At 48.6% G+C, this 13,312-nt stretch carries 10 protein-coding genes and 1 pseudogene; 5 read left to right on the forward strand and 6 right to left on the reverse strand.

Going from position 1 to position 13,312, the window contains the following annotated elements:
- Positions 1-60 precede the first annotated feature (60 nt).
- Together KO512_RS02940 and KO512_RS02945 are read left to right on the forward strand one after the other, a co-directional pair.
- Positions 61-1,653, forward strand: a complete 1,593-nt coding sequence (locus KO512_RS02940; protein WP_215950847.1) for an isocitrate lyase — start codon at positions 61-63, stop codon at positions 1,651-1,653.
- A gap of 200 nt (positions 1,654-1,853) precedes the next feature.
- The gene (locus KO512_RS02945; RefSeq protein WP_215950848.1) at positions 1,854-3,143 is read left to right on the forward strand and encodes a YbfB/YjiJ family MFS transporter; all 1,290 of its coding nucleotides are present in this window, start codon (positions 1,854-1,856) and stop codon (positions 3,141-3,143) included.
- 2 nt (positions 3,144-3,145) lie between these two features.
- On the opposite strand, the gene KO512_RS02950 is transcribed toward KO512_RS02945, so the two are convergent.
- Positions 3,146-4,078 (reverse strand): LysR family transcriptional regulator, encoded by a 933-nt coding sequence (locus tag KO512_RS02950; RefSeq protein WP_215950849.1) that lies wholly within the window; start codon positions 4,076-4,078, stop codon positions 3,146-3,148.
- A gap of 182 nt (positions 4,079-4,260) precedes the next feature.
- On the opposite strand from KO512_RS02950, the gene KO512_RS02955 reads away from it, so the two are divergent.
- From KO512_RS02955 to KO512_RS20600, 3 genes and pseudogenes are all read left to right on the forward strand, one after another.
- Positions 4,261-5,853, forward strand: coding sequence for an isocitrate lyase (locus KO512_RS02955; protein ID WP_215950850.1), 1,593 nt, complete (start codon positions 4,261-4,263; stop codon positions 5,851-5,853).
- Between the two features lie 667 nt (positions 5,854-6,520).
- Positions 6,521-6,904 (forward strand): annotated as a pseudogene (locus KO512_RS20595) (methyl-accepting chemotaxis protein); the annotation flags it as partial.
- 87 nt (positions 6,905-6,991) lie between these two features.
- Positions 6,992-7,306, forward strand: coding sequence for a CZB domain-containing protein (locus KO512_RS20600; RefSeq protein WP_252734793.1), 315 nt, complete (start codon positions 6,992-6,994; stop codon positions 7,304-7,306).
- 57 nt (positions 7,307-7,363) lie between these two features.
- Here KO512_RS20600 and KO512_RS02965 read toward each other — a convergent pair whose 3' ends face one another.
- The 5 genes from KO512_RS02965 to cysS all read right to left on the reverse strand — a co-directional run bounded on the left by KO512_RS02965 (position 7,364) and on the right by cysS (position 13,072).
- Positions 7,364-9,184 (reverse strand): ABC transporter transmembrane domain-containing protein, encoded by a 1,821-nt coding sequence (locus tag KO512_RS02965; RefSeq protein WP_215950852.1) that lies wholly within the window; start codon positions 9,182-9,184, stop codon positions 7,364-7,366.
- Between the two features lie 52 nt (positions 9,185-9,236).
- Positions 9,237-9,929 carry a hypothetical protein gene (locus tag KO512_RS02970; protein WP_215950853.1) on the reverse strand — a complete coding sequence of 231 codons (693 nt, stop codon included), beginning with the start codon at positions 9,927-9,929 and terminating at the stop codon, positions 9,237-9,239.
- Between the two features lie 61 nt (positions 9,930-9,990).
- On the reverse strand, positions 9,991-10,902 hold the full coding sequence (locus KO512_RS02975) for a radical SAM protein (protein WP_215950854.1): 912 nt from the start codon (positions 10,900-10,902) through the stop codon (positions 9,991-9,993).
- A gap of 16 nt (positions 10,903-10,918) precedes the next feature.
- Positions 10,919-11,578, reverse strand: a complete 660-nt coding sequence (locus tag KO512_RS02980; protein ID WP_215950855.1) for a TIGR04282 family arsenosugar biosynthesis glycosyltransferase — start codon at positions 11,576-11,578, stop codon at positions 10,919-10,921.
- 108 nt (positions 11,579-11,686) lie between these two features.
- Entirely contained in the window at positions 11,687-13,072 is a 1,386-nt protein-coding gene (cysS, locus tag KO512_RS02985) for a cysteine--tRNA ligase (RefSeq protein WP_215950856.1), read from the reverse strand.
- Positions 13,073-13,312: the final 240 nt, after the last annotated feature.

Here is a 13,312-nt window from a genome sequence, read left to right on the forward strand (position 1 = left end):
CACTCCAGACTGTATTTATAAAAATGCCTGGATAGATAGCTACCAACAGAAGGATTCACCATGTCTAGTCTGAATAACGATATCGAAACAGTAGCAGCCCTTAAAGAGACCTACGGCTCTGCCTGGAACGCTATCAACCCTGAATACGCTGCCCGTATGCGTGCCCAGAACAAATTCAAAACCGGCCTGGATATCGCTAAGTACACTGCCGCTATCATGCGTAAAGACATGGAGCGTTACGATAATGATACTTCCCAGTACACTCAGTCTCTAGGTTGCTGGCATGGTTTTATCGGCCAGCAGAAGATGATCTCTATTAAGAAACACTTCAACAGCACTGACCGTCGTTACCTCTACCTGTCTGGCTGGATGGTCGCTGCGCTGCGCTCTGAGTTCGGCCCTCTGCCGGATCAGTCTATGCACGAGAAAACCTCGGTTGCCTCACTCATCAGAGAGCTTTACACCTTCCTGCGTCAAGCCGATGCCCGTGAACTTGGCGGCCTGTTCCGTGAAGTGGATGCCGCGCGTAAAGCCGGTGATAGCGCTGCTGAAGCTGCCGCTCAAGAACAAATCGATAACCATATCACGCACGTTGTGCCTATCATCGCGGATATCGATGCCGGTTTCGGTAACGCTGAAGCGACTTACCTGATGGCTAAGCAGATGATCGAAGCCGGTGCATGCTGTATCCAGATCGAGAACCAAGTATCTGATGAGAAACAGTGTGGTCACCAGGACGGTAAAGTTACTGTACCTCATGAAGACTTCCTCGCTAAGATCCGCGCTGTGCGTTACGCCTTCCTTGAGCTGGGTGTTGATGATGGTGTGATCGTAGCCCGTACCGACTCTTTAGGTGCTGGTCTGACTAAGCAGATCGCCGTGACTAACAAGCCAGGCGACCTAGGTGATCAATACAACAGCTTCTTGGATTGCGAAGAAGTTACCCCTGCCGATATGAAAAATGGCGATGTGATTCTGAACCGTGAAGGCAAACTACTGCGTCCTAAGCGTCTACCATCTAACCTGTTCCAGTTCCGAGCCGGTACCGGTGAAGATCGTTGTGTACTGGACTGCATCACTTCGTTGCAAAACGGTGCTGACCTGCTGTGGATCGAAACTGAAAAACCACACGTTGGGCAGATCGGCAACATGGTTAACCGTATCCGTGAAGTGTGCCCTAACGCTAAACTGGTTTACAACAACAGCCCATCCTTCAACTGGACGCTGAACTTCCGTCAGCAGGTATTCGATGCCATGGCTGAAGAAGGTAAAGATGTCTCTGCTTACAACCGTGATGAGCTGATGTCTGTTGATTACGATGAGACTGAACTGGCTGCGATCGCTGATGAGAAAATCCGTACCTTCCAAGCCGATGCGGCCCGTGAAGCCGGTATCTTCCATCACCTGATCACCCTGCCGACTTACCACACCGCTGCACTGTCAACTGACAACCTAGCGAAAGAGTACTTCGGTGACCAAGGCATGCTGGGCTACGTGGCTGGCGTACAACGCAAAGAGATCCGTCAAGGTATCGCATGTGTTAAACACCAGAACATGGCCGGTTCCGATATGGGCGATGATCACAAAGAATACTTCGCAGGCGAAGCGGCATTGAAAGCTGCTGGTGAAGACAACACCATGAACCAGTTCTAATAACGAACCGGTTTGAACTTAAGGACGCTTCGGCGTCCTTTTTTGTTGGTCTCGGTTTCCACTCAGTGCAAATATCATTTGGCCGACGATAGTCCCTCAGGTTATTATCTCTCCAGTTAGGGTTTCCCCCTAGTCAACCATGCGTCTGAAACGCCCTCTGTCAATGACCACGTTAACACGGGATAACACAAGAGCCGTCTATGTCACGTCAAACGCCACCCCCTTTGTTGGGTCAACTTCATTACGCTTGGATTATTGTCTTCTCAGGCATTCTAACCCTCTTCTGCTGCATGGGTCTGGGACGCTTCGCCTTGGGCATGCTGTTACCTTCGATGGGCGACAGCCTCGACCTGAGTTATTCTCAAATGGGTTTTATCAGTACCGGTAATTTTATTGGCTATCTACTAGCGGTATTTTTTTGTGGCAAAATGATTACCCGCTTCGGTGAACGTATCACCATCGTCACGGGGTTAGTGCTCATCTCGGTCAGTATGTTAACGGTAAGCCAAAGCACAACCTTATCCTTAATTATCCTGCTGTACTTTATCACCGGTATCGGCAGTGCCGCCGCCAATATTACCGCCATGACACTGATTGCCCACTGGTTTTCTCAAAAATATCGAGGGCGTGCGGCGGGCTATATGATTATCGGCAACGGCCTAGGCATCGTGATTAGCGGCATCTTAATCCCCTGGTTAAATAGCCACTGGAGTGATACCGGCTGGCGCATTGGCTGGGCCGCCTTTGGCATCACTATTGCCGTGGTTGCCGTGATCGTTGCCCTGCTTATCCGCAATAGCCCGAACGATCTCGCCTGCCAACCTTTTGGTGAAAACACCGGTAAGCAAAAGATACCCGAGGCTCACATCAGCGACCGCAAACGTTCTAAGCTAATCGCTCATATCGGCGCTATCTACTTTGTCTTTGGCTTCACCTATGTGATTTACACCACCTTTATTGTCACCACTCTCGTTGAGCAATACGCATTCAGCGAAGCTAAGGCGGGGATGTTATGGATGGCAATCGGCATTGTTAGCGTGATGTCTGGCGTGCTATTCGGCTGGGTATCCGATCATTTCGGCCGAAAAAAAGGCCTCATGACGGTGTATGGTATTCAAACAACTTCTTATCTTTTAGTGGCGTCGAACCTAGGCGACACGGCGCTATTTATCTCGATGATGCTGTTTGGTTTAACCGCTTTCAGTATTCCAGCCATTATCGCGGCGATGATCAGCGATATGCTACCCCCCTCAGAAGCTGGAAAAGTATTTGGTTATGTTACTTTTTTCTTTGGCGTCGGTCAGATCGGCGGTCCTTCCATAGCGGGATACCTTGCCGAACAAAGTGGTAGTTTCACTTCTAGCTACCTGCTAGCGGGTTTATCGACGGCTGTAGGGATTATCTTAACGATGGCCTTAAAGAGCACACAACAGCAGCCAGAGCCGCTCAGTTCGTCGATTGCGCCATCACCCATTAAGCAGGTAGATTAAGGTTACATTTGCGCCACCTCAGTCACCTGATTACGTAGCCACTGATGTGCTACATTGTGTTGTAACAGTGGACTCCAAGCCATTTTCAATTCAAAACCAGGAATATGGAATGGGGGTTTTTTGATCATCAAGCGTGGGTTATCCGACTGAACCGTCGCGGCCCGTGTCGGTACCGTAACAATCAAACCCTTTTGTTGCGCCATTAATACGGCTGACTGATAGTGACGAGTAAACACGGTAATTTGCCGCGTATGCCCCGCTTTTTCCAACGCTTCATCGACCCAACCTAAACGCTTTATATCTTTAGGAGTGATCCCCATACCTGCGCCCATACCGGTTTTACTCACCCAAACATGCTTCGCCTGCAAATAGGTTTCGAGGCAGAAGTTGTGGGAGATAGGATTATCCACCGCAAATAAACAGGAGAAGCTATCGGTCCATAGGGTTTTCTGATGAAACGCCTGCGGCATCGTATCAAAGCGGTTAATAACCAAGTCAACCAGCCCCTGCTCCACCTCGGTAAAGCTCATATCGCTGGGAGTCATAATATCCAGTACAATATTTGGCGCCAACTTGCTTAAGCGTGTTAATAATCGCGGCAAGAGGGTTGATTCACCATAGTCACTGGTCATAATACGAAACACTCGATCACTGGAACGGGCATCGAAAGCACTACTCGGTTCGATCACCTGCCCGACTGAAGAGAGAATCTGACGCAACAAAGGCTGCAATGCCTGCGCCCGTTCGGTAGGTGCCATCCCCTCACTGGTTCGGACTAACAGAGGATCACCAAAAGTATCCCGCAAGCGGCGCAAACCATTGCTCATTGCTGGCTGAGTAATACCTAACAAGCTTGCCGAACGAGTAACATTTCGTTCTCGCAACAAGACATCCAGATACACTAAAAGATTAAGATCGATCTTATCAAGGTTCACTAATAGCCCGCCTCATCATGCTTTGCCGGTAAATTGATAGCGACATCAATCCACCATTTATTCTGTGAATACTCCCTATAATAACCATTTATTTCCTTTATGTTAACCACCCACATAGAATAGCGTCCATACCAAATAACAGAGCAGCCTTATAGCTGCCAATAAAGAGAGAAGGAAACGCCATGTCTACTCTGAATAAAGATATCGAAACAGTAGCAGCCCTTAAAGAGACCTACGGCTCTGCCTGGAACGCTATCAACCCTGAATACGCTGCCCGTATGCGTGCCCAGAACAAATTCAAAACCGGCCTGGATATCGCTAAGTACACCGCCGCTATCATGCGTAAAGACATGGAGCGTTACGATAATGATACTTCCCAGTACACTCAGTCTCTAGGTTGCTGGCATGGTTTTATCGGCCAGCAGAAGATGATCTCTATTAAGAAACACTTCAACAGCACTGACCGTCGTTACCTCTACCTGTCTGGCTGGATGGTTGCTGCGCTGCGCTCTGAGTTCGGTCCTCTGCCGGATCAGTCTATGCACGAGAAAACCTCGGTTGCCTCACTTATCAGAGAGCTTTACACCTTCCTGCGTCAAGCCGATGCCCGTGAACTTGGCGGCCTGTTCCGTGAAGTGGATGCTGCACGTAAGGCCGGTGATAGCGCTGCTGAAGCTGCCGCACAAGAACAAATTGATAACCATATCACGCACGTTGTGCCTATCATCGCGGATATCGATGCCGGTTTCGGTAACGCTGAAGCGACTTACCTGATGGCTAAACAGATGATCGAAGCGGGTGCATGCTGTATCCAGATCGAAAACCAAGTATCTGATGAAAAACAGTGTGGTCACCAGGACGGTAAAGTTACTGTACCTCATGAAGACTTCCTCGCTAAGATCCGCGCGGTCCGTTACGCCTTTCTTGAGCTGGGTGTAGATGACGGTGTTATCGTAGCCCGTACCGACTCTTTAGGTGCTGGTCTGACTAAGCAGATCGCCGTGACTAACAAGCCAGGCGACCTAGGTGATCAATACAACAGCTTCTTGGATTGCGAAGAAGTCACCCCTGCCGATATGAAAAATGGCGATGTGATTCTGAACCGTGAAGGCAAACTGCTGCGTCCTAAGCGTCTGCCATCTAACCTGTTCCAGTTCCGTGCCGGTACCGGTGAAGATCGTTGTGTACTAGACTGCATCACTTCGTTGCAAAACGGTGCTGACCTGCTGTGGATCGAAACTGAAAAACCACACGTTGGTCAGATCGGCAACATGGTTAACCGTATCCGTGAAGTGTGCCCTAACGCGAAACTGGTTTACAACAACAGCCCATCCTTCAACTGGACGCTGAACTTCCGTCAGCAGGTATTCGATGCCATGGCTGAAGAAGGTAAAGATGTCTCTGCCTACAACCGTGATGAGCTGATGTCTGTTGATTACGATGAGACTGAACTGGCGGCGATCGCTGATGAGAAAATCCGTACCTTCCAAGCCGATGCGGCCCGTGAAGCCGGTATCTTCCATCACCTGATCACCCTGCCGACTTACCACACCGCTGCATTGTCAACTGACAACCTAGCGAAAGAGTACTTCGGTGACCAAGGCATGCTGGGCTACGTGGCTGGCGTACAACGCAAAGAGATCCGTCAAGGTATCGCTTGTGTTAAACACCAGAACATGGCCGGTTCCGATATGGGCGATGATCACAAAGAATACTTCGCAGGCGAAGCGGCATTGAAAGCCGCTGGTGAAGACAACACCATGAACCAGTTCTAATAACGAACCGGTTTGAACTTAAGGACGCTTCGGCGTCCTTTTTTGTATTCCACTTTCGCTCATCTGTTTATATTGGATCATCACTACCACATATATTTGACCTTTATGGTTATTCGTCAAACAAGAGATATTATTTATTGTGCTACATCAATCTAATGATGATTATTTAATAAATATAAAGACCTCTATTCAACATAACCCATATTTATCAATCTGTTACCTGATTCTTGACCACTTTGACCTCTATTTATAAACATGTAAGAATTGATCTTTTAGTCCAACTTTTAACTAGTTTTAATACTAAAAGTCTAACGACTTAAGCCGTGTTTCGACTATGTTTATCATCGAAGGAGAGTAAGGTCTTATGTTCGTTAGAGCTCGGGTACTGGCTGAATCACGTCAGGAAGTTATCAGGCATGAATTGGATAATGAACAGCTTCGACAGCAATTAAGTCTGGCACAGGAACGTATTGCTATTCTCGAGGCAAGGCTAGATCAAACCACCCGCGAAAAAGATAGCGATGTCGACGTGATGCGAGGTGCTATTCGAGGATTTTCAAAACTCAGTTGTATTCGTGAGCGGATCGCCTCAATGGCAAAACATCTCCTATCAGAGCGAGACAAAATTTTAGATTCTGCAACCATCTATGATCAATCCTCCTCCAATATGCAGAAACTGGTGGCCGGCCTCAGCGATGTGAATGGCGAAGTCAGTATCATTCACGACCAAGTATCAACACTGCGCAGCGCCGCGGAAGAGATCAGCAAATTTGTCGGTAGTATTAAAAACATTTCGGAACAAACAAACCTACTCGCCCTAAATGCCGCTATTGAAGCCGCCAGAGCCGGCGAGCAGGGGCGCGGGTTTGCGGTCGTGGCTGACGAGGTTCGCGCACTTGCTAAGCGTGCCAGTGAAGCCAGTGGTGAGATTGAAAAACTAGTTTCCCAAATCGATCACAGCACTGACGAAACCCGCAGCAGCATCTCAGAAACACTCGATAGCTGTAGCTCCATGCTCACAAATGCAACAGAAACCAATGATTCGCTAGAACGTTTAATCAATCACTCTATTTCAATGCACGAAACCATTACAGATGAAGCGATGGCCAGTTTCCTCGAGACCGTCAAAATGGATCATATGGTTTGGAAGCAGAATGTTTACCGCCACTGGCTTGATAAAGAGCCTGAACATGGCGAAATCTCCGATCATACTCAATGCCGTTTGGGTCAATGGTATTACGAAGGCGATGGCGCACAAACTTATCAATCGATGCCAAGCTTTGCTTCTCTGGATAAACCCCATGCCGATGTCCATCAAGGCGGACTGTTAGCATTAGAGCGTATTTTAAAAGATGATCTACAAGGCTCGCTTAAAGGGATATTGTTGATGGAAAGTGCCAGTGATGAAACCTTTGCCGTATTAGAAAGACTCGGTCGAGAGATGGGTAAATAGCCCTTTAAAGCTACGAGCAACAAGATAACCATCCTTACTATTCGCTAGAGAGTCTGCTCAGACAGGCTCAATCTGCGTTTGTGCATCATGTTTGAACTGTAACTGCGCTAACCGAGCGTATAGATCAGAACTTTGCAATAACGATTCATGAGTGCCCGTGCCTACCACACGCCCCTGCTCCATCACCACAATCTGATCCGCATGTAAAATCGTTGACAGGCGGTGGGCAATAATCACTGTCGTACGGCCCTGCATCAATGTATCGAGCGCTAATTGGACGTTATGCTCGCTCTCGGTATCCAGCGCGCTGGTCGCCTCATCTAGCAACAAAATTCGGCGATCATTGAGAATGGCGCGCGCAATCGCAATCCGTTGTTTTTGTCCGCCAGAAAGACGCACACCCTGTTCGCCTAAATCACTATGATAGCCCTGTGGCAGACGCTCAATAAACTCATGAGCATAGGCCGCTTTTGCCGCGGCGATCACTTCCTCTTCGGTAGCATCTGCTCGGCCATAACGAATATTATCGATAACATTCGCCGTAAATAAGGCCGGCTGTTGCGAGACCAGCGCGATCTGTTGGCGTAGTTCCCAAGGGTTAAACCGCCGTAAGTCTTGTGAAGCAAAGCGAACTTGACCCTGTTGCGGATCATAAAAACGCAGCAATAACTCAAACACCGTTGATTTGCCGGCCCCAGATGGCCCAACTAAGGCTGTAATTGCGCCCTCTTTAAAGGTTAAGGAGAAATCCTCTAGCGCTGGCTGATCTGGCCGTGAGGGATAATTAAAGTACACATGCGATAGGGATAGCTCAGCGGGTAACGTAGCGGCCGTGGGTATCACTTCTTGAGTAGTGACCTGAGCATCACTATGCGAGGCTTTGGTCACCAAAGTACTGCCTTCAGGCGGTTTTATATCACTTTCAGCGTCAAGCAGCTCCATTAAACGCTCTGTTGCACCCACGGCCCGCTGCAGTTCACCGTAGACCTCAGACATCGTGCCTACTCCCATCGCGACGATAAGCGCATAAAACACAAAGGCGCCTAGTTCACCGGCAGACATCGTACCGTTAATAACATCATAGCCGCCCACCCATAGCATCCCTGATAGCGCGCCAAAGACCAACAGGATCACCATGGCCATCAACAGCGCCCGCTGACGAATACGGTTCTGCGCCACTCGGAATGCACTATCGACTTCCACGCTAAAAGCGCGGCTCTCATGCGCTTCCTGAGTATAACTCTGTACGGTTTTAATCTGCTGAATCGCTTCACCTGCATAGCTGCCCACATCGGCAATACTATCCTGACTTTGACGTGCGAGTTTGCGTACCTTACGACCAAAAATAAGAATCGGCAGCAGTATCAACGGTACTCCGGCCACAATAATCAGTGACAGTTTAATATTAGTGACGAACAGCATAAGCAGTGCGCCCGACGTCGTCACCACACTGCGCAGAGCCATCGAAAAAGAGCTGCCAATAATCGATTGCAGCAGGGTCGTATCGGTGGTTAAACGCGACATGATCTCGCCGCTGCGATTGGTTTCGAAAAAACTCGGGTGCAACCTAATCACATTATCAAACACCGCTTGGCGGATATCCGCAGTGACCCGCTCACCCAACCATGACACCAGATAAAAACGGATAAAGGTACCGCAGGCCATCAATACCGCCATCGCCACCAGCAGTAAAATAGACTGATTCAACTGAGAGACAGAACCGGCCACAAAGCCATTATCAATCACCAAACGAACGCCCTGCCCAATGGCCAGCGTGATCGAGGCGGTGAACAGCAGAGCGATCATGGCGCCGATCCAATAGCGACGATAAGGCAACATGAACCGCAACAACTGCGTCAAGGTAGAGAATTTACTCATCAAAGAAAACCCGTGTCATCAAGCATGAAGTCTGTCGGTACTCAACTAAACGTTACGACAACTTATGCTTTAACAAGGTCCACAATTGTGGCAAGGCCTGCTTGAGCCAATAGAGTTGATAGCGAAATGTCAGCTGGAACCATCCAGTACTCGCATATTTACGCGCACTGGTGGTGAGTACTGAACCGATATTCACTAATTTTACACCCCCATGATGCGCGCGCCAGACAAATAGATGATCTTCGCCATAGGGAGCATCAATAGGATAACCACCTAGGCGGTTAAATTGTTCCACAGAAAGACAAAAACCTTGATCCCCAAAGGGCAAACCAAGACAGCGCGAGCGAAGGTTAGCACCTAGACTATTAAGCCATATTGGGCCACGACCATCCGCGAGAAAACGCAGATTAAAATAGTGTAATGCGTGGGGCGCGCGCTTTAGGCTTTGATTAAGCATTTGCCACTGTGTATTTGAAAACCGGCTATCTAGATGGACAAACCAAATAAACCCAGATTTCACCTGTTGCGCCCCAGCATTCATCTGTACTGCCCGCCCCGCTTCAACCGTTAGCGTGATAATCCGCTCATCCTGTGGCAACTGGGCGATCAACAACGCAGATTCGGGACAGAACACAAAGATAAGTTGTTGCGCTGCCGAAAGATAATCCAGCTGTCGAAGCATTGGCTGCAAACTGGTTTCAGCTGGCCCGACCGGAATAACGGCCGTGATAGGATATGAATTCATCGGACTCTCTTAACCAACGGACGATGCTTAATTAAAATGGAATTAATCGAGGTTCGGTTAATTAAGTTTCACTACAGGAAGCACCATATTTGAAACAACTAAAGCAACGATGATGCTTCATGCTGACCTGTTGTTCTAACGATGCTCGCAAATCACTGCCCATATCATATTCAGGGTCATCATCCACCAACGTACAGGCATAAATACGCATCCGCCCACGCTGCTTAACGATCATTTTACTAAAGGAGCACATAAAGCTGTTGCGGGTCTCTTCAGTATGAAACTGGGTCATGCAGTTAGTGGTAATATCCGGCCCATGACCATGACTACCGGGCGGTAGAAAATCGGGGAAGGCAACGAATTTAGTATCGCTAGGAATACCGTAATTCTCTAATATCGCCCGATACTGCTGTTCAACAGCGACGGTATCTTCCCCATCAGCCATATGCCGTGCAATAGAAACATGAAAGCCCATATCATAGAGTGCTTTCGTTCCCTTCAGCGCCAGATCAAACATACCTTCGCCACGCCCAGCATCATGCTCAGCTTCGATATGGGAATCGATACTGATACGAAAACTCACGGGATAACGACTCTTTAACAGCGGTACTAACTGATGCAAACGCTTTTGTACCGCATCAGTACCGTTGGTCAGCACCAAACAAGGCGCATGTTCAGCCGCCTGTTGCAAAATTTTAACCAGATCTTTGGCTAAGAAAGGCTCGCCACCAGTAAATGAAAACTGCTCAACACCTAGCTCGACAGCTTGGTCGATATAGGGGGCGACATCATCCAATTTTACTAACTCAAGCCGTGTATCACCGGGGCTGGAACCCTCAAGACAGAAATCACAACTTAGATTGCAAGCAGTACCGGTATGAAACCACAGCTCTTTTAATAAGTGAGGACGGATATACCCTCGGTCTGCGCCGTCAGCCGTTGTATACCAGTCCCGGCTTCGAATCAGTTCCATATAAACCCCTTACAGTTCAATCAAGTAATGCATGTATTAATGATAGTAGCTGTACTCTAGCGGGTCTTGAATCATAGGCTACTGAATCCAATAACCGGCGCAGGTCAGCTTCGGTATCAACATCGTACCCAGTGGAACTGAAAGCAACCTGAAAACCAGCCGTTTCACAAGCCGAGGCTAACTGCTCACCTAGTGCCGGCGTACTCCAACCAAGATTTTCTAAAGCAGGCCAGGGCTCGCTGCCCCCCATCGCTGTCACACCTCCATCTTCGGCGGGAGACAGCACAATATCATGCTGTTGCAACAGTTGATCAAACTCCGCATAACGCTGCACCGTGTGTTCTGGCGCATCGGTACCGATAAACAGTAACCGAGAAGCCCCCTGCTGACGTAAGACCTGATCGACATAATTCAGCTTGGCCCCTAAATTACCTTCACACTGTGGCACCACCTGATAATCCTGCAATAGCAGATCTTCTGCCCATTGCCGATCGTCTTCACTCACCGGTGATAATACAACGGGGCCAGGCCAGCTACGTGAATCCTCAAGGGCGCAATTTAAAAGCGCACAGGCAACCTGATAAGCGGCATCTTTCCCCAAGGTAGCAGCAATACGCTGCTTACCCTGCCCATGCAGGGGGCGTTTACAAAAGATAACCAGTGTTGTCTGACTCATTGACTCTGTCCTTACACATAGAAAAGGCAGCTCAAAGCTGCCTTAGGTATAAATGAAAACTTATAGCGACTCAGGTGTTATTTCTCAGCAGCATAAAGTGATTTGCCGTTAACCTTCACGGAACCAGGTGGTTCCCTCGCGGCTATCTTTAAGAATGATGCCTTGAGCGACCAGATCTTCACGAATCTGATCCGCGGCGGCAAAATCTTTAGCCTTTTTCGCATCAGCCCGCTGCTGTATCAGCAGTTCTATCTGCTCCGGCGCGATCTCACCGGCTTTTGTTTCACCTTGTAAAAAAGCTTCAGGTGATTGTTGCAACAAGCCGATAATGCCCGCTAACCGCTTCAGTTGGGCCGCCAAACCTGAGGCTTTCGCATCCCCTGCCCGACTTGCTGAGTTGAGTTCATTGACCAACTCAAACAGCACCGCCAAGGCTTTGGGGGTATTAAAGTCATCATCCATAGCGGCATAGAAACGTGCATCGTAATCGTTATCCAGTTCAGCTGCGAGTGCATCAACACCGTTCAGCGCTTGATAGAAACGTTCTAAAGCACTGCGAGCTTCTTTTAAACTGTTTTCCGAATAATCGATATAACTGCGGTAGTGTACGGATGAAAGGAAATAACGGACCACCTCTGCATCATACTTTTCCAGCACATCGCGAATGGTAAAGAAATTGCCTAACGATTTAGACATCTTCTCAGCATTGACGCGCACGGCCCCAGCATGCATCCAGGTATTGACATACTTAACACCATTGGCCGCTTCAGACTGAGCGATCTCATTTTCATGGTGCGGAAACGGTAGATCAGGGCCGCCGCCATGAATATCAAACGTATCCCCTAGGCAGCATTTAGACATAGCGGAACATTCGATATGCCAACCGGGACGACCCGCGCCCCAAGGAGACTCCCAACTGACTTCTCCGGCTTTGGCCGCCTTCCACAGGACGAAATCCAATGGGCTCTCTTTCGCATCCTGAACTTCCACTCGGGCACCGGAACGGAGTTCATCAACATTCTTATTGGTCAGGCGACCATAGTCGGCAAATTTTTCAACTCGGTAATAAACATCACCATTGGCGGCGGCATAGGCATAATCTTTATTAATCAAGACCTGAACCATATCGATAATATCTTGAATATGACGCGTGGCTCGAGGCTCTTGATCGGGCCGCAGAACGCTCAGCCGGTCTTCATCTTCATGCATCGCATCGATCATACGATTGGTCAGTTGATCGGGACGCTCACCATTTTCAGCCGCCCGTTTGATGATCTTATCGTCAACATCGGTGATATTACGAATGTAGGTCACATCCCATCCCCGCGCCCGCAGATAGCGGGTAATGACATCAAACGCCACCATGACACGCGCATGCCCGATATGACAGAAATCGTATACGGTAATACCGCACACATACATGTTGATCTTGCCCTCTTCTAACGGTTTAAAAGGGGCTTTCTCTTTAGTCAGGGTGTTATAGATCTGCAACATCGGGATTCGCTTATGGCTCTGGCTAGATGAAATTGGGTCAAAATAGATCCGCCATTATAGAGGAAACCGCACGATAATTAACAACCCGATTGAAATTACTTTCCAATAACTCAAAGCTCGTCACACTCCTCGCTAGATTGACGATTAAACAGTTGATCGAGAAAAGCCTCTGTGGCAATCGTTGATCAAAAGCAAAGTCACCAAAACAAACTCATAGTCATATCATTCGGCAGCCCATTT

Source organism: Amphritea atlantica, from assembly GCF_018860855.1.
GTDB classification, from domain to species: domain Bacteria; phylum Pseudomonadota; class Gammaproteobacteria; order Pseudomonadales; family Balneatricaceae; genus Amphritea; species Amphritea atlantica_A.

Coding starts and splice junctions, on each gene's coding strand:
- KO512_RS02940 (WP_215950847.1), top strand. CDS start 61: ATGTCTAGTCTGAATAACGATATCGAAACAGTAGCAGCCCTTAAAGAG.
- KO512_RS02945 (WP_215950848.1), top strand. CDS start 1,854: ATGTCACGTCAAACGCCACCCCCTTTGTTGGGTCAACTTCATTACGCT.
- KO512_RS02955 (WP_215950850.1), top strand. CDS start 4,261: ATGTCTACTCTGAATAAAGATATCGAAACAGTAGCAGCCCTTAAAGAG.
- KO512_RS20600 (WP_252734793.1), top strand. CDS start 6,992: ATGGTTTGGAAGCAGAATGTTTACCGCCACTGGCTTGATAAAGAGCCT.
- KO512_RS02965 (WP_215950852.1), bottom strand. CDS start 9,184: ATGAGTAAATTCTCTACCTTGACGCAGTTGTTGCGGTTCATGTTGCCT.
- KO512_RS02970 (WP_215950853.1), bottom strand. CDS start 9,929: ATGAATTCATATCCTATCACGGCCGTTATTCCGGTCGGGCCAGCTGAA.
- KO512_RS02975 (WP_215950854.1), bottom strand. CDS start 10,902: ATGGAACTGATTCGAAGCCGGGACTGGTATACAACGGCTGACGGCGCA.
- KO512_RS02980 (WP_215950855.1), bottom strand. CDS start 11,578: ATGAGTCAGACAACACTGGTTATCTTTTGTAAACGCCCCCTGCATGGG.
- cysS (WP_215950856.1), bottom strand. CDS start 13,072: ATGTTGCAGATCTATAACACCCTGACTAAAGAGAAAGCCCCTTTTAAA.